The following is a 17538-nucleotide window of genomic DNA, read 5'->3' as shown; positions in this document are numbered from 1 at the left end:
CCCCATTTAATTACACACACCGCTATATTTTAGAGTAATAAGTTCAGGTTACGGCTCCACGGAAAATAAATAGTAGTAAATAGGTTGGCCGCCCTCATGTATCTCAACTTCCACATCTGGATAGGTCTCATTCAACCACTGCCCCAAAGTCTCCGTAACTTCCGCATTCGCTTCTTCACCAATCAAGATCGTGATGATTTCATCGCCATTCTCAATCATATTGGATAATAAAGCTGTACTGGAGGCTAAAAGATCATCCGCAGCAGCGACAATTTTTGAATTGGAAATTCCGATAAATTGTCCTGCTTTAATCTCTAGTTCGTCAAAGCTGGTATCACGCACTGCATGGGTCACCTGGCCCGATTTAACCTGGGAGATAGCCTCAAGCATGTTCTCAGTATTACTCTCGACTGCATCCTCTTCCTGAAAAGCAAAGGCGGCCGCAATCCCTTGTGGAATACTCTTGCTTGGGATCACTGTAATATCACGTTCACCCTCCAACAGCTCCTTGGCCTGTTGTGCAGCCAATATAATGTTAGAGTTGTTAGGCAGAATATAAACATGCTTCGCAGATATAGAAGAGATCGCATTTACGAAATCCTCTGTGCTCGGGTTCATGGTCTGGCCTCCTGCCAGGACGGCATCTACTCCAAGACTTTTGAAAATATCAGCAATTCCCTTGCCGGATGACACCGCTATGAAACCAAAGGGAGCCAAATCGTCCGCTGGGGGTACCGCCGGAGCTTGAATACTGCTTATCTCCTTAGGAATATCTGCAAAAACCTCAGGCATTGGAGCAATATCCATTCCAGCTGTAAGCAGGTCACGATGCTGTTCACGCATATTTAAAATATGAATTTGTGTGATCTCTCCAAATTTCAAGGCCAGATTAAGAACCTCACCCGGAGCTTTGGAGTGCACATGCACTTTAATGGTCTCATCATCTGAAATAACGATAATGGAATCACCATTAACTGATAACGCTTTCCGAAATGCATCCTCATCAAAATCCGCTACAGCGGTTCCGCCTAGATGACGATTAATGAAAAATTCCATATCGTATAAGAATTCAATGTCTTCCGTAGACAGCTGGGATTGCGCAGTAGTCTGTACCGTAGTTAAGGCAAGATCAGTTTTCGTTAATACGGAAACTGGCACAGTCTTCACTGGAACGGCTTGTCCCTGTGATGGGGCGCTAACGGAATGTTCACCGTTCGTAAGGTACTGGTGGAAGCCTTCGTAGATGTAGACTAGGCCTTGTCCCCCAGAGTCAACAACACCTACCTGCTTAAGCACAGGCAACAGCTCAGGTGTATTTGCTAATGCTTCTTTGGCTTTCGACAATACTTCTGTCATCAGCTCAGTAACATCGCTTGTACGACGGGCATAATAAACAGCATGTCTTGCAGCTTCTTTGGCAACGGTAAGAATAGTTCCTTCAACCGGTTTAACAACTGCTTTATAAGCGGTATCTACTCCTGTTTGCAATGCTGCTGCAAATTGTACTGTACTAAGCTCTTCATGCTGCGCAGAATACCGGCTAAATCCTCTGAACAACTGAGACAGTATTACACCTGAGTTGCCGCGTGCGCCCATTAAAAGACCTTTAGAGAGGACACCAGCACACTGCCCAACAGAGGATGTATTATTCTTCTTCAATTCATTCGCACCTGCGGTCATCGTCAAATTCATATTAGTCCCCGTATCACCATCTGGAACCGGAAAAACATTTAAAGAATTGACGTGCTCAGCATGCTGCTGCAGCTTTTCCGCACCTGCTAAAACCATTGCGGTAAAGTCTGTTCCATTTATAGAACGCTTGCTCAATGAGAATTCCCCTTCCTAACTTCATGCCTAATCAACGCATTCATTAACTGGACATAATACACTAATTTATATTGTACTATAAGAGACAAAAGAAATAAATGTTTTTGAATCGGTTGACGTAGCATTTTTTACTGTGATATTATATTTAAGTATTGTTTTATGCAGGTGTAAGTAACAAGGAGGTGTAATATATGTCCCGCAAATGTGCAGTAACAGGCAAAAGCCCAAGTACTGGAAACCACGTGTCTCACGCAAACAACCGCAATCGTCGTTCTTGGGGAGTTAACGTTCAGAAGGTCCGTATCTTGGTAAACGGCAAACCGAAACGCGTATACGTCAGCACCCGTGCTTTGAAATCCGGTAAAGTTGAGCGCGTCTAGTTTCTAGAAACTTCCAGACCCGACCTATATTTTTTATCAAGCAAAAAGCACCCTTTACATTTGTAAGGTGCTTTTTTTCATGTTTTCTTTTGTCTTAGGGACTCAGCTTTTCTGAAATGTATTCAGAATTGCTTTCACAAACCCTCCCAAAAATCTCGGCAGCTTGAATGTGTAAAATTTCATAATTCACCCTCCCATCATTTCATGCCTTACGGTAGGAGACTAACTCTTAATCCGAAGCGAAACGGCATTGCAGTCCTCTCCGTTCCATAAGAAGAAACGGCTTAGCCGTCTTTAACTAGACGACACCCGTTTCTCGTAGAAATATAAGAAGGATTGTGGGAACCTTATTTCTTTCTTATATTTCAATAAAAAGGCTACATGAGATTTCTGCTCATGTAACCATATTTATGCGTATGGGGCTTATCCTATTACCTTAAGTCTTCTTAATGGCCTCTTACTGGGCCTTTTCATTCGCCGCTGCACGAATAGAGGCAATCGCCGCTGCACGGTCACTCCGACCAAATACCGCGTTGCCAGCCACTAATACATCCGCTCCGGCTTCTGCAACCAACGCAGCCGTTGACTCTGCAATGCCACCGTCCACTTCAATACGAAGACCGGGATTTACTTCATCCGCCCACTGGCGGATCTGCCGAATTTTACGCAAAGTCCCAGGAATGAACGCTTGACCTCCAAAACCGGGGTTCACTGTCATCACCAGCACCATATCTACATCCATAAGTACTTCACGAATAGCAGATGCAGGAGTCCCTGGATTTATCGCTACGCCAGCCAATAACCCAAGCTCCTTAATTTGGTGAATGACACGATGTAAATGAATGCAAGCCTCTGCATGAACTGTAATCACTCCGGCGCCTGCGGCAGCAAAATCAGATATATAACGTTCGGGTGCTTCGATCATCAGATGTACATCCAGCGGCAATGACGTATGGGCTGACACTGCTTTTACTATTGAAGGTCCTAAAGTAATATTGGGCACAAAATGTCCATCCATTACATCTACATGGATCCAATCCGCACCGCTGGCTTCAGCTTCTGCTACTTCAGCACCCAATGCGGCGAAATCCGCCGACAACAGGGATGGGGCAATAATAATCATCGAATCAGTACCTCCGCTTCTTATCCTTCATTTCTTGATAGAACAGTTTGTAATGTTCATAACGGCTTTGCGCGATATTTCCTGCTTCCAAAGCTTCAATTACGCGGCAATCTGGTTCATGCAGATGACTACACCCGCGAAATTTGCATTGTTCCGCAAGAGGGACAAACTCACGAAAGCAGGCGGAGAGTTCATCGACTTCAAGCTCAAGGAAGTCCAACTGACTAAAGCCTGGAGTGTCTGCTACAAATCCGCCCTCTCCGATATCCATCAGCTCAACATGGCGAGTTGTATGGCGTCCTCTGCCCAATCTCAGACTAATCTCACCGGTCTCCAGAAGAAGGCCGGGTACAATCCGATTCAGTAAAGTTGACTTGCCCACACCAGATTGTCCGGAAAATACACTGATAATCCCTGACAATCGTTTTCGCAGGTCTTCACTTCCGGAACCCGTCAGTGAACTTGTAACCATCACTTCATAACCAATACGTTCATATAATTCTTTTACTTGATTTGTTGTTTCTTGGTCATTTTCTGCTAAATCCTGTTTGGTAAGAACAATCAACGTTTCAATCCCGGAATGCTCAATGTGTACCAGGAATTTATCCAATAAATTCAGATTCATATCCGGCTCGCGAACCGAAAACAGCAGTACTGCTAGACTGACGTTAGCGACAGTTGGTCTTATCAGTTCAGAAATTCTCGGCAGAATTTCAGTAACGGTACCTTCTCCGTTTTCTGTTAGAACATAGACTACCCGATCACCAACAAGGGGGGTAATTCCTCTGTTTTTGAAGACACCACGCCCCCTGCATGTTACAGCCGTTTCCTCCGAGGCTATTGCCCCTTCCCGAAGCGGTTTGACGTAGTAGTATCCGCTTAAAGCCTTAGTAATTACTCCTTCAGGCATACATAGTGAGCCTTCCTCTCCTGAGTTGGTTTCTCTACTCAATTGCCGTTCTTTACTTTTTCTTTACCCTTGGGCTTATCACTTTGGAATCCAGTCTGATCTACTTCGCCATTTACTGTACCGCCATCTCCTGGATCAACCGGAGTGATGGTTGGATCCGTTGCCGGATCTTGGGTTGCTGGCTGATCCGTTGGTTGCTGTGTCGGCTCCGGCGTAGGTTCTCCCACAAGCTCAGGTATCTGCACCGTGTTGTTTTTGGCATCCATATAGGAAACCAGATAGGTCTCAAAGAATTCGCCATCACGATAAAGGGAGACAACCCCATCCTTATTCGGCGCTAACACCAGATTCACAGACAACACCTGACTTTTACCAACCGTCCGAGTTCCCCATTCCTGATTCTCACCATTGTTCCGTGCATCTGCAAAAACAATTCGCATCTTGGTCTTTTTACCATTCTGTGTAGGAGCAACAGGTAAATTAAAAGTATATTCCAGAGCTTCAGGCGGATAGCCTGTGCTTAAATAAATGGTTATTTTGGTTTCTGGTGCTACAGGGGTACCTTTATCATAAGGCCATTGTTTAGTTACCTTGCCCTTGTCTACAGTAAAGCTGGAATCTTCCTTCACGTCACCAAGCACAAGATTGAATTCCTCAAGCTTCGCTTCAGCCTCCTTCTCAGTAAGGCCGGTTAGATCGGGCATATCAATACTTTCTTCACCCTTACTAACGATAAGTGTAACCTGAGCCGTTTCCGGGTCAAACTCGCTGTTCGGAAGCGGGTCCTGCGTTATGACTAGCCCCGTCTCTACGTCTGAGCTGTTGCGGCTGTCCGAAGTAATTCGGTTCTCCGTTACCCCTTGAGCAATCAAAGCTTGAGTTGCTTCTTCAAGTGTCTTTCCAGAAAGGTCCAGCATGCTTGCCATAGGTTTGGCTATACTCACTGAAAGCACAATACTTGTGCCTTTTTTCACCATCGTTTCCTCAGGCTTGCTTTGATCAAAGACAATACCTTCAGCGTAATTAGGGTTGTACTCTTTAATCACTGGATCATCTATTAGTAGACCTACTTCATCCAGTTTAAGCTTTGCATCCTCAAGAGAAATATTGACCACATTAGGTACAGCCACCTCTGGAACGTCCAGCATGGACTTTACATACCAGACAACGCTAAACATAGCCACTAAAAGCAGTAAGGTAAGTCCAATCCATAATGTAGGACTGAGCCATTTCTTCTTCCCTGGGGTCACTGGATACTCGTCCTCTACCCGCTGCATCCTTTCACTGCTACCGTTACGGGAACCAGCCACTCTCTGAAGAGGTTTGATCGCAGGAATAATACGGGTCTTGTCCTCATCATATTCATCATGGAAGTCTACTTTTGACTCACTGCGACGCTCCGGGAGCAGACAGGTTTCTAAATCTTGTAACATTTCCTTGGCAGAATGATACCGTTCCTCCGGATTCTTACGCATGGATCTTAGAATTACGTTCTCCACGCTCTGCGGAATTAATGAATTCAATTTCTTAGGCTCTTCAAAATCCTCTTGCAGGTGCTTTAGGGCAATACTAATCGGACTTTCCCCTAAAAAAGGCAGGCTTCCGGTCAGCATCTGGTACAATACAATCCCTAAGGAATACAAATCGGATTTCTCACCAGTAGTTACACCTTTAGCATGCTCCGGGGAAAAATAATGTACTGAACCAACAACAGAGCCGGTTTGTGTAATTGTTGTGGAGGTAACCGCGCGTGCAATACCAAAATCAGTCACTTTGACTCTTCCATTACGTCCAATAAGTATATTATGAGGCTTGATATCACGGTGAATAATCTGATTCTGATGTGCATGATCGAGTGCATCGCAAATCTGCGAAGCTATGCGTACAGACTCATCCACTTGCAGTGGAGCCCGTTCTTTTATGATTTCATTCAAATTCTTGCCTTCGATATATTCCATAACGATATAATGAATTTCATCTTCCTGTCCTACATCATAAATACTGACCACATTCGGATGAGATAAGGAAGCTGCTGATTGCGCCTCCCGCCGGAACCGGCGAATAAATTCTTCATCATGCACAAACTGACTGCGTAAAACTTTAATAGCGACGTTTCGGTTCAACAATATATCATGGGCTCTATATACGAGCGCCATTCCGCCTCCACCTATCCGTTCGATGACTTGGTAACGGCCGCCCAACTCGTGACCGATCATAAGTCCCACCCCTTTGCTTCGGGCACAGAGGCCTCTTCTTGATGTTCCAACATAGCGACGCTAATATTATCGCCGCCGCCGGCAAGTAATGCCAGCTGAAGTAATCGGTCTGCTCTTTCCTCTAGCGTTATTTCCAATATCCCTGCTACTTTCCCCAAATGCTCCGTGCTGACAAAATTACTTAAGCCATCACTGCATAGGAGCAGTACTTCCCCGGGATCTAGCGCTACTGCTGTCAGTTCAACCTTGGTTTCCGCATCCGTCCCCAGTGCTCTCGTAAGTACATTTCGGCGAGGATGGTGTTCAAGCTCCTCCAGGCTGATCTGCCCGTTCTTAAACAGCTCATTGACCAGCGTATGATCTTCAGTTAGCTGAGTCGCAATACCTTCCTTCACCTTGTAAGCTCTACTGTCGCCGATGTGACCTATATATCCGGCTGATCCTTTCAGCAGTACAGCAACGACTGTTGTACCCATATTGTGGTACTTCTCGTCACTGGATGCTTCTTTGAAGACAGTATCATTTGCCTCCAGTATTGCGGCGGATATGGCTTCCCTCAGCCCATCATCAGAAGTATCCGGCTGAAGACTGTCAAGCTTGCATTTCATATCATTTAGTGCGAGCTTGCTTGCGATGTCACCAGCCTGATGTCCGCCCATTCCGTCGGCGATAATGCCAAGTGTATAACCGTGGCGCGTAGCGCCGACCCAGACTGAATCCTCATTGACGGAACGTACCCGGCCAATGTCGCTGGCATGAACTGTTCTGATCAAATATCCTCACCCCAACTCCATGTGTTTAGCGCGCAGCTGTCCGCACGCGGCTGCGATATCATGGCCTTGCTCACGGCGTATTGTAACATTCACTCCATGATCTGCCAATATCCGTTGAAATTCAAAGATGTCATTGCGGGAAGTTCGAACATACTTGCGTTCCGGAACGTGATTTACCGGAATCAGGTTGACGTGACACAGCATCGTTTTCAGCACACCGGCCAATTCCTCGGCATGCTCCGGCTGGTCATTAACTCCGCCGATCAACGCATATTCAAAGCTTACGCGCCGACCTGTTTTGGCCTGGTAATAACGCAAGGATTCAATTACATCGTCAAAAGGGTAACGCCGATTAACCGGCATCAGCTTGGAACGCAGCGCATCGTTAGGTGCGTGAATGGAGATCGCCAGATTGATCTGCGTATCCTCATCCGCGAATTTATAAATGTTTGGCACAATACCGCTGGTGGATACCGTGATATGGCGTTGTCCTATATTAAGACCCTTTTCATGGATCATCAGACGCAAAAACCTCATGGTTGCATCATAGTTCTCAAACGGTTCCCCGGTACCCATAATTACGATACTACTGACACGTTCACCGCGGGTATCCAGAATTTGTTGGGATCGTACCACCTGAGCAACAATCTCGCCTGCCGTCAGGTCACGCTTCAAACCTCCAAGGGTAGACGCACAGAATGTACACCCGATTCGGCAGCCGACCTGTGTGGTTACACAAACGCTGTTGCCGTAGTTATGCTTCATGATTACAGTCTCAATCGCATGATCATCATGCAGACCGAACAGGAATTTAACTGTACCGTCCTTAGACTCCAGCTTAGTTATTTCTTTCAATGCGTCTATTGAAAATTGTTCTTGAAGCTTTTCACGCAGACCTTTGGAGAGGTTGCTCATTGCTTCAAATTCATTCACACGTTTCACATACAGCCAATCAAAAATCTGCCCACCGCGAAAAGCCGGTTCTCCGTTGTCTTTGGCCCATTGCTGCAACTCTTCCAGAGAAAAATCATATATTAAAGGTTTCATTATAGTTAGCACCTGTTCTTTCATAAGGATATGCTTATTATTTCTCATTCTTCCTATTTTAACATAAAATTTAGACACGGTAAAAGAAAAGCCCACCGGGAGAGCCCGGCAGGCGGGATTGCCTTTTAGAAGCAGTCCATCTACAAGCGACGCTGAAGACAGGAAATAAAGAACCCGTCACTCCCAAAATGATTCGGTAAAATCTGAATTCCTTCTCCTCTTGCCAGCGCAGTTTCTTGAAGACGACCCCATATCGAAGATGAAAAGGTTACCGCGGAGAAGTCCGGATTCATGTCTAAAAAGGAGGTGACGATATCGCCGTTCTCTGCTTGCTCCGTCGTACATGTACTGTATACCAGCAAACCCCCCGGCTTAAGCAGTTTCGAGACCGATTCTAGAAGTCCCTTCTGTAATGCAGCAATGCTTGCCACATCTTCCGGCTCTTTTCGCCATTTCAAATCGGGCTTGCGGCGGATAACTCCCAAACCGGAGCAAGGAGCATCCAGCAAGATCCGATCAAAGGAAGAATGCTCACAAGTACTATCTAAATCCATTGCATCTGCACTGCCAGTTACGATGCTCTCCAACCCGAGGCGCTCTGCCTGATCAGAGATTAGCTTGGCTTTATGGAGATGCAGATCATTAGCGTAAACATAACCTTCGTCTTTCATGAGCTCAGCCATATGAGCGGTCTTACCGCCTGGTGCTGCACAGCAATCAAGAACTTTCATCCCTGGCTCTGGAGCTACAGCTTCAGCTACAAGCATTGAGCTCTCATCCTGAATCGACAAGTAACCGTCACGATACCAAGATGTAAGTGCCATATTGCCTCCGCCTTTGACTACAATACCATACGGACTAACCTCAGAAGCTAAAGCGTTCAGCCCCTGTTCCTGCATTTCATTAAGCAACTTCTCGGGGCTGATCATAGTTGTATTGACCCGAACACTTACTGCCGGCGGTTCATTATTAGCAGTACACATGGCCTCTGCTATCTCCGCACCATATTCAGTGATCCAGCGCTTCACCATCCATAAAGGGTGGGAGTGCTGGAGTGAGATACGTTTGGCCTCGCTTAGATTTTCTGGCAAAACTGGCAGATCGCCGGCCCGCAGTACACTGCGGAGAACGCCGTTTACCATACCGGAAATTCCCTGGTGTCCACGTTTCTTGGAAATATTAACCGCTTCATTAACAGCCGCATGCGAAGGAATTCGATCTAGATACATGATCTGATAGAGACTGAGCCGAAGTAAACTCCGTACCCAAGGCTGCAGCTTAACAATCCCTTTACTAACAAACTGCTCCAGCACAAAATCCAGCGTAATCAGCCGGGAGATTGTACCGTAAACAAGCTCTGTGGCAAGCCCTGCATCTTCTCTGCTTAATCCTGATTTTTGCAGACTGCTGTTCAGAAGCAAATTACTGTAAGCTCCCTGCTCATCCACACGAACCAGCACATCAAGTGCAACCTCCCTGGCTGTTAATGCTCTGAGCTTGGGATTATTACTTTGCCCTTTTTTACGGCCCTTGCCGCTGTCACCCGGGCTCACACTAGCACCGTTCCAGGTTTCATCGACCCGCCGCGCGCAAAGTCACTTGCACTCATGGCTTTTTTACCGGCAGGCTGAACAGATGTTAGAAGTAGAACGCCGTCTCCGGTCTTCACTAGAATACCTTGCTCATTCAATGCAAGAACCGTACCGGGCACAACATTGGCATTTGCCGATTCAAACGTTAAACCGGGAGCATTCGAGGGATTCGCTGCCGCCCACACCTTGAACGTCTCTTCATTCCAGAGCGTAAACACACCGGAAAACGGTACTAATCCTCGTATCCGATTGTAAATATCCCGGGAACCAGCATTCCAGTCTATCCGCTCATCTTCTCTTTTAAGGTTAGGAGCATAAGTAGCTTCGCTGTCATCCTGAGATATTGCAGGAACAGGTCCGCTTACCAAACGCTGCATCTCCGACTTCAACAAATCCCTGCCGGCCAAGCTTAGCTTCTCGAACAGAGTACCCGCCGTATCGGCCTCGTCAATCGGGACCTCCACCTTCGAGATCATATCCCCTGTATCCAGACCTTCAGCCATATACATCAATGTAACACCTGTCACCTTATCTCCGTTGATCACGGAACGCTGAATAGGTGCACCTCCGCGATATTTCGGGAGTAAGGATCCATGGACGTTTACACAGCCGCGCACCGGCAAATCCAGCACTGCTTTTGGCAATATTTGACCGTATGCGGCTGTTATAATCAACTCGGGCTCATAGGCAGCAAGTTCTGCTACAGCCTCCTCACGGCGCAATCGTTCAGGCTGTAAGACGGGCAGACCTAGTGACAATGCTGCTTCCTTCACAGGTGAGGGCGTAAGAGTCTTTTTTCTGCCCTGCGGCCGATCGGGCTGGGTCAGCACAGCTACGACATTGTATCCTTCTTCAACCAGCATTTGCAGACATGGCACCGCAAAGGCAGGTGTGCCCATGAACACAATCTTCATTTTGTTCACTCCTCAGTCTCGTTACGGTCAAGTTTCATCTCATATACCTTCTCAGCAATATCTGTAAACAATACTCCGTTAAGGTGATCTATCTCATGCTGAAACGCCCGTGCCAGAAGTCCACTGCCGGTAATTGTTATTTCTTCACCTTCCCGGTTAAGGCCACGAACAGTTACTGTTTCCGCCCGGCGTACATCTCCGTTAATTCCCGGAATACTCAGGCAGCCCTCTGGACCCAGCTGTTCCCCCTCAGAGTGAATAATCTCTGGATTAATCATTTTAATCAACCCGTTCTCATCATCAGCATCTATAACGATCAACCGCTTTAGGATTCCTACTTGCGGTGCTGCTAATCCGACACCTTCAGCGTCATACATCGTATGAGCCATATCATCAAGCAGTTTTTTAACATTAGGTGTAACTACTGCTACTTCTTTTGCCCGTTTGTGCAACACATCATCCGGTTCTAGTACGATCATTCGAATTGCCATACTGCCAACACCTTCCTTGTCTTGAACATAGTCCCGTAGTATTTTATCATATTAAGAAACGGATTTTTCGTCTTTTTTGAAATAATTTTGAAGTAAAAGTTGCAATTCATATTATTTCCTTCTATTTCAAAAGAAATTACATTAACATCTGAGGATCCACATCGATGCTGATTTGAAGACCCGTATCACGTGCTGAATCTTCCAATTCCTCTGCTATTTCTCGTGCAAGACCGATGGCATTAATTGAACCTCGCCACTTTATAATACATTGAAACCGGTATCTGCCTTTCAGCCGCGGCATTGGAGATGCCACCGGGCCCAATAGCTCTAACGCATCTGAGGACTGTTTATCCAAACTGCCGTACCATCTTCGTTGCCTAGCTTTACCCTGTAAATTCAGAGCATAATTCTCCGAAAGTCGAAGTAGAACGGGCAACTGCTCATGTGACAATGTAACCAGAATCAACCTGCAATATGGCGGGTAATGCAAACCTCTGCGATGATTCAATTCTTCCAGCATAAACGAAGTGTAATCATGACCGCTTGCATGAACAATCGAGTAATGCTCGGGGGTGTACGATTGAACTACAACCTCACCCGGGAGTTGATGGCGTCCCGCTCTTCCCGCGACTTGCGTCAGCAGTTGAAAGGTTTTTTCCGCGGCCCGAAAATCCGGTAAATTAAGCGCAGAATCAGCGGTAATTACACCCACCAGCGTTACGTCGGGGAAATCCAATCCCTTGGCTACCATTTGAGTACCCAGAAGAACATCAGCCTTCTTATCTCTAAATTGGCCTAACAGTTTTTCATGGGAACCCTTCTCTGTGGTAGTATCCACATCCATACGAATTACGCGAATCCCTGGAAAAAGTTTGCCCAACTCCTCTTCCACCCGTTGTGTTCCTGTTCCAAAAAAGCGAATATGCTCACTAGCACATTCCGGACATTCCTTTGGTGACGGTTCAGCATGTCCACAGTAATGGCAGCGCAAATTGTCGCTGCGGCTGTGGTACGTTAAAGAAATGTCACATTCCGGACAACCGGCCACATATCCGCAGCTGCGGCACATGACAAAGGTGGAGAATCCCCGCCGGTTCAGTAAAAGCACGGTTTGCTCCCCTCGGGTTAACCTCGCAGCCAATGAGCTGTGGAGCAAACGGCTAAACATGGACCTGTTGCCTTCTTTTAACTCCTCGCGCATATCCACGATTTGTACCTGGGGCAATTCATTGCCTAATGCCCTGCTTGGCATCTCCAGCAATATCGGGGAAAAATGGAGGTCACTCTGCGTTCTAGCGGCATAATAGCTCTCTAAAGAAGGTGTCGCTGAACCTAAAATAACCACAGCATCACCCTGCTCAGCCCTGCGGACAGCTACATCACGGGCATGATACTTAGGATTTTCTTCTTGTTTGTATGAGCCTTCATGCTCCTCATCCATGATGATCAGTCCCAGATTGGTAAATGGAGCAAATATAGCAGAACGAGCCCCGACAGCCACAGTAGCCTTGCCTTCGCGGATCTTGCGCCATTCGTCATACCTTTCACCGACAGACAAACGGCTATGCATTACAGCCACCCCGCTGCCAAACCGGCCTTTAAATCTTTCCACCATTTGCGGAGTAAGCGATATTTCCGGCACAAGAACAACAGCTTGCCGACCTTGATCCATACATCGTTGGATAGACTGCAAATAGATTTCCGTCTTCCCGCTCCCCGTCACCCCATGCAATAAAAAAACTTCATGCCGCAGCTCATCAACAGTCCTTGCTATTCGTTTATATACTACTTCTTGTTCTTCCGTTAGCAAAAGAGGTTCTGTTGGTTTGAAATCACGGCCTCGGTAGGGGTCCCGATATACTTCTATCTCACTGATTTCAATGTAGCCTTTCTCCTCCAAGCTTTTTACAGTGCCTGCGGTGACTTGCAGCATAGCTAGGACTTCTTTCAGAGGCAGGGGAAGCATAGCTTCCATTTCTATTAGAAAAGAGAGCACTTCCTTCTGACGCGCAGATCTAGCCGGAAAGCTGCTCAGTGCTTCCCGGGCTGAATCTGCACCTACGGCTAAGTTAACCGCTTTTAGTTTCTTTTTGCCCATTTTGTCTTTAATCGTCTGACTCTCGACAAGTACGCCTCGACGCAGCATAAACTTCACAGATTCCGCTGCCTCAGGGAAAGTCCGGGTTAACTGCTTCATCGATACCTCGCCGCCGCTTCGTGTTATGAAGTCCGTAATTTCACGTTCTTCACGACCCGTATCTGGAAACATCGGGAACAGTTCCTCATCCAAAAATATTGAATCCGCACTATTGTCAGCAGCCTGATCGTCTACAGGTTCACCAAGTGAAATAAACCGTTCAGCTTTACCCTTTAAAGCCGTCGGGAGCATGGCCTGCAGCGCCGAAATTCGGCGGCATGCATATCTTTGGCTCATCCACTCCCCCAAATCAATTAACTCCGGTGAAAGAGGTGGAATTAAATCCAAGACTTCCTGGATAGGCTTTAATCCCGGGACTTCTCTAACATCCCCTGACTCAAAAGCGATGACAAACCCCTGAACTGTACGGTGGCCGAAAGGAACTGCCACCCGGCTGCCCACTTCAATCCAAACGCGCAGAGGCTGGGGAATGGAATAATCAAAAGGCCGGTCAGTGCTGCGGACAGGAACATCGACAATGACCTTGGCAATATCCATTATATAGTTGCTCCGGAAATACGTTCTGCCGCCAACGCAAGAAGCTGGCGGGCAACCTCATCTTTGGAAAGCTGCGGGAGACTGATTACCAAGCCGTCTCGATCAAAGATAGATACTATATTGGTGTCGACTCCAAAACCTGCTCCGGCGACACTGACATCATTCGCAACGATCAGATCACAATTTTTACGAACCAGCTTATCTCTAGCATAGCTCTCTAAATTGCCGGTCTCGGCAGCGAAACCAATTAGAAATTGATTCCCTTTATGCTTGCCGAGCGTTTCCAATATATCAGTAGTCTTTATAAGTTCAAGCGTCATAGAGTCTCCACTTTTTTTAATCTTGGTTTGCATGCTCTGTTCAGGGCGATAATCAGACACCGCCGCCGCTTTAATAAGAATGTCACAATCCTCCCAGAGTGAATAAACCGCTTCTAGCATATCTTCGGCAGATTGAACCTTGACCACCTTAATATCATGCGGGGGCTTGTCGTCTGTGCGGGCAGCCACCAGAGTGACATCCGCTCCCATTGCGCGCGCTGCACTAGCAATGGCGAAACCCATTTTACCGGATGAATCATTGGAAATGTATCGCACCGGATCAATTCTTTCAATCGTACCTCCAGCCGTAACAACTACCTTTTTTCCAGCTAAAGGACCTGATTGAACACTCTGCTGCTGTCTGAAAAAAGTCTCAATGCAGCTTACTATAGCTTCAGGCTCCTCCAATCGTCCTTTACCAACATAACCGCAAGCCAGTAATCCTTCGCCTGGTTCTATAAAATGCACGCCGCGGTCTGCGAGTATATTCATATTGTGTATAACTGCCGGATGCTGGTACATATGTACGTTCATTGCAGGAGCCACCATTACAGGGGCCGTTGTTGCCAGCAGAGTAGTCGATAGCATGTCATCAGCAAGACCATGTGCCATTTTAGCAATGATATTGGCAGTTGCCGGAGCAACAAGTACGAGATCAGCAGAATCGGCAAGGTCGATATGAGAAATAGAGGACGGATCACGTTCTTGAAACGTATCACTATATACGCGTTGCTTCGATAAGGACTGCAGTGTCAGCTCTGTTATGAATTCCTTCGCGGATGCCGTCATAATCACATGTACCTCAGCACCCTTTTGCACAAGCTTACTGCACAAAGAAGCCGCTTTATAGGCCGCAATGCCTCCGGTAATGCCGAGGATTATTGTTTTACCCTTTAACATGATATTCCCTCCCATGTCTGTCTCTAACAATCGGGTTTTTTGGACATATTTCTTATAGGATAAGAAAAAAATAACAACCTTCCGGTTGTCAGGTACAGCCCAATCCGGGCTATCATAAATCATTTGTATTACATAAATAACTAGAACCTTAATAAGAAACGACATCCCCGTCATGAAGATAAGACAGTGAGCGTTTCCGCAAAAAATATAAGCAACTTATAATAGGTTCTATAAATTGCTCATATCACAGTTTACTAATAGTTGTTTGTACGGTATCGAACCAAGTAAAGACTATTCTTCGTCTTCTTCTCCGCGAGTAACAATAAGGCGATCTTCATATATTTCCTCAAGTGCAATGCCGACCTGTTTGTGAGATTTTGGTGATTTGATATCTGTCTTGCCGCCTTCCCGCAATTCTCTCGCCCGGCGAGATGATGCTACTACCAGGGAATACTTACTGTCGACTTTAGTCATCATTTCATCTATCGATGGATATAACATGGGACACCTCTTCATAGTTTAGTTTAACTCGGTTAACAAATTACCTGATTTTACAATGTTCGGCCATAATGATACTTTCTATCCTCTTGCAGGCCAGATCAATTTCATCATTAACCACTGCGTAATCGTAATGCCTCATCAGATTAATCTCATCTTCGGCTACAGACATGCGGTGATTAATAATATCCGGGTGTTCTGTTCCACGACCGCGAATCCGATCTTTAAGCTCATCCATAGATGGAGGAAGAAGGAATACAAATATGCCCTCAGGAAATTTCTCCTTAACCTTGAGTGCACCCTGTACCTCAATTTCGAGAATAATATCTTTCCCGCTTTCAAGTGTCCGCTCTACGAAATCTCTGGGAGTACCGTAAAAATTGCCCACGTACTCCGCATATTCAAGCAACTGGTCAGCCGCAATCATATCGGCAAACTGTTCCTTGGTTTTGAAAAAATAATTAACGCCATCCTGTTCGCCTACTCGTGGAGTACGCGTAGTAGCAGACACCGAATAGACCAGTCTTGGCATTTTTGGCCGTAAAGCAGTGCAAACGGTTCCTTTACCGACTCCAGAAGGGCCGGATAATACGATTAGTAATCCTTTTGACATAATACACTCCAATTAGTTGTTATTCGTCGTTATCGTCGTCTTTACTGGACAAGCGGTGTGCTACAGTCTCCGGTTGAACAGCTGACAAAATGACATGATCACTGTCTGTAATAATGACGGCACGCGTCCGACGACCGTATGTAGCATCAATCAGCATATGCCGGTCTCTAGCTTCCTGGATAATCCGCTTAATCGGTGCAGATTCCGGGCTGACTATGGAAATGATACGATTAGCCGATACAATATTTCCAAAGCCGATGTTAATAAGTTTGATTGCCATGTTCCGGTTGTTCCCCCCAAAAGTTACAGCTTGTCTTTACTAAAAGACCCTACTCTAAATTCGCGGCTTGTTCTCGGATTTTCTCCAGCTCTGCTTTCATTTCAAGAGCACGGTTGATCAGAGTCAAGTGGTTGCTTTTAGAACCTATGGTATTCGTTTCTCTGTTCATCTCTTGAATTAGAAAATCCAGTTTGCGTCCCACTGGCTCATTCTCTCCTAGGAGTGTTCTGCATTGCTCAATATGACTATACAGTCGAGTCAACTCTTCATCAATATTGCAGCGGTCGGCAAAAATTGCAATTTCCATCCCGAATTTATGCTCATCAAAAGGAAATGTTCCATCATTAAGCTCATTAAGGCGTTGTCGAAGCTTATCACGATATTCACTTACAACTGATGGGGCTAGTTCCAGCATTTCATTATGAAGCTGCTCAAGTTTCGCCAGCCTTAGCTCCAAATCGGCAGTTAGGTAACTTCCCTCTCTAGCCCTCATCTGAAGCAAGGAATGAATGCTTTGTTCCAAGCCTTCTACCAAGGTTGCCTGCCAGGAATCCGATATAACAGGCTCTAGGGCAACACCTTCACCGTTCTCCATTACTCCGTGTAAAGTCAATATATCGCGGAGGCTAAGCTCACCCATCAAACCAAACTCACTTTTCAGTTCCTCAGCTGCCTTCAAATAAGACCTTACGATTGGGATGTTCAGAACCGGACCAGAAGCTGTATCTTCTTCATCTTGTTCTCTGTTGATTGTGACATCAACCCGTCCCCGTTTGATATGCTGTTGAACCTTTCTTCTCAGCACATCCTCAAAAAAAGTCCATTCCCGGGGCATCCGCAGCACAATTTCGGAGTATCGGTGATTCACCGATTTAACTTCGAACGTAATCTTGTAGCCGCCGAATAACAGAAACGATTGACCGTATCCGGTCATGCTAAATGACATCGGCATCACATCC

General features: G+C 46.2%; 17 protein-coding genes. 1 reads left to right on the top strand and 16 read right to left on the bottom strand.

Features of this window, described 5'->3' with window-relative positions:
• Positions 1 to 48 precede the first annotated feature (48 nt).
• A complete protein-coding gene (locus J2T20_RS07405) occupies positions 49 to 1827 on the bottom strand; it encodes a DAK2 domain-containing protein (RefSeq protein ID WP_307587030.1) in 1779 nt (592 codons plus the stop codon).
• Positions 1828 to 2018: 191 nt separating this feature from the next.
• Here J2T20_RS07405 and rpmB point away from each other — a divergent pair, with 191 nt between their 5' ends.
• Positions 2019 to 2207: a 50S ribosomal protein L28 gene (gene rpmB, locus J2T20_RS07400; protein ID WP_307587029.1), complete on the top strand. Its 189-nt coding sequence runs from the start codon at positions 2019 to 2021 to the stop codon at positions 2205 to 2207.
• A 102-nt stretch (positions 2208 to 2309) separates the two neighbouring features.
• Here the strand turns inward: rpmB and spoVM are convergent, their stop codons facing one another.
• The 15 genes from spoVM to J2T20_RS07325 all read right to left on the bottom strand — a co-directional run bounded on the left by spoVM (position 2310) and on the right by J2T20_RS07325 (position 17525).
• Positions 2310 to 2390: a stage V sporulation protein SpoVM gene (gene spoVM, locus J2T20_RS07395; RefSeq protein WP_020431362.1), complete on the bottom strand. Its 81-nt coding sequence runs from the start codon at positions 2388 to 2390 to the stop codon at positions 2310 to 2312.
• Between the two features lie 274 nt (positions 2391 to 2664).
• Positions 2665 to 3330: a ribulose-phosphate 3-epimerase gene (rpe, locus tag J2T20_RS07390; protein WP_307587027.1), complete on the bottom strand. Its 666-nt coding sequence runs from the start codon at positions 3328 to 3330 to the stop codon at positions 2665 to 2667.
• Between the two features lie 4 nt (positions 3331 to 3334).
• Positions 3335 to 4240 carry a ribosome small subunit-dependent GTPase A gene (rsgA, locus tag J2T20_RS07385; RefSeq protein ID WP_307587025.1) on the bottom strand — a complete coding sequence of 302 codons (906 nt, stop codon included), beginning with the start codon at positions 4238 to 4240 and terminating at the stop codon, positions 3335 to 3337.
• Between the two features lie 38 nt (positions 4241 to 4278).
• Positions 4279 to 6456, bottom strand: coding sequence for a Stk1 family PASTA domain-containing Ser/Thr kinase (pknB, locus tag J2T20_RS07380; RefSeq protein ID WP_307587023.1), 2178 nt, complete (start codon positions 6454 to 6456; stop codon positions 4279 to 4281).
• A complete protein-coding gene (locus tag J2T20_RS07375; protein ID WP_307587022.1) occupies positions 6453 to 7229 on the bottom strand; it encodes a Stp1/IreP family PP2C-type Ser/Thr phosphatase in 777 nt (258 codons plus the stop codon). The genes pknB and J2T20_RS07375 overlap by 4 nt, the downstream gene beginning before the upstream one ends.
• A 6-nt stretch (positions 7230 to 7235) precedes the next feature.
• Positions 7236 to 8276, bottom strand: a complete 1041-nt coding sequence (gene rlmN / locus J2T20_RS07370) for a 23S rRNA (adenine(2503)-C(2))-methyltransferase RlmN (protein WP_307587020.1) — start codon at positions 8274 to 8276, stop codon at positions 7236 to 7238.
• A gap of 140 nt (positions 8277 to 8416) precedes the next feature.
• Positions 8417 to 9829, bottom strand: a complete 1413-nt coding sequence (gene rsmB / locus J2T20_RS07365; RefSeq protein ID WP_307587018.1) for a 16S rRNA (cytosine(967)-C(5))-methyltransferase RsmB — start codon at positions 9827 to 9829, stop codon at positions 8417 to 8419.
• Positions 9826 to 10782, bottom strand: a complete 957-nt coding sequence (fmt, locus tag J2T20_RS07360) for a methionyl-tRNA formyltransferase (protein ID WP_307587016.1) — start codon at positions 10780 to 10782, stop codon at positions 9826 to 9828. Before fmt ends, rsmB begins: the two co-directional genes overlap by 4 nt.
• A gap of 5 nt (positions 10783 to 10787) precedes the next feature.
• A complete protein-coding gene (gene def / locus J2T20_RS07355) occupies positions 10788 to 11273 on the bottom strand; it encodes a peptide deformylase (protein ID WP_307587014.1) in 486 nt (161 codons plus the stop codon).
• A 136-nt stretch (positions 11274 to 11409) separates the two neighbouring features.
• Positions 11410 to 13968 carry a primosomal protein N' gene (gene priA / locus J2T20_RS07350; RefSeq protein WP_307587012.1) on the bottom strand — a complete coding sequence of 853 codons (2559 nt, stop codon included), beginning with the start codon at positions 13966 to 13968 and terminating at the stop codon, positions 11410 to 11412.
• Entirely contained in the window at positions 13968 to 15188 is a 1221-nt protein-coding gene (coaBC, locus tag J2T20_RS07345) for a bifunctional phosphopantothenoylcysteine decarboxylase/phosphopantothenate--cysteine ligase CoaBC (RefSeq protein ID WP_307587010.1), read from the bottom strand. The genes priA and coaBC overlap by 1 nt, the downstream gene beginning before the upstream one ends.
• A gap of 291 nt (positions 15189 to 15479) precedes the next feature.
• On the bottom strand, positions 15480 to 15689 hold the full coding sequence (rpoZ, locus tag J2T20_RS07340) for a DNA-directed RNA polymerase subunit omega (RefSeq protein ID WP_307587008.1): 210 nt from the start codon (positions 15687 to 15689) through the stop codon (positions 15480 to 15482).
• 40 nt (positions 15690 to 15729) lie between these two features.
• Positions 15730 to 16299 carry a guanylate kinase gene (gene gmk / locus J2T20_RS07335; protein WP_307587006.1) on the bottom strand — a complete coding sequence of 190 codons (570 nt, stop codon included), beginning with the start codon at positions 16297 to 16299 and terminating at the stop codon, positions 15730 to 15732.
• 19 nt (positions 16300 to 16318) lie between these two features.
• Positions 16319 to 16579: an extracellular matrix/biofilm regulator RemA gene (gene remA, locus J2T20_RS07330; protein WP_006209218.1), complete on the bottom strand. Its 261-nt coding sequence runs from the start codon at positions 16577 to 16579 to the stop codon at positions 16319 to 16321.
• Positions 16580 to 16628: 49 nt separating this feature from the next.
• Positions 16629 to 17525 (bottom strand): YicC/YloC family endoribonuclease, encoded by an 897-nt coding sequence (locus J2T20_RS07325; protein ID WP_307587004.1) that lies wholly within the window; start codon positions 17523 to 17525, stop codon positions 16629 to 16631.
• Positions 17526 to 17538 lie beyond the last annotated feature (13 nt).

The organism is Paenibacillus wynnii (genome assembly GCF_030812855.1).
GTDB lineage: Bacteria > Bacillota > Bacilli > Paenibacillales > Paenibacillaceae > Paenibacillus_AQ > Paenibacillus_AQ wynnii_A.
Note: the sequence above shows the minus strand (reverse complement) of the source record. Positions and strands in the feature narration are given on the sequence as shown.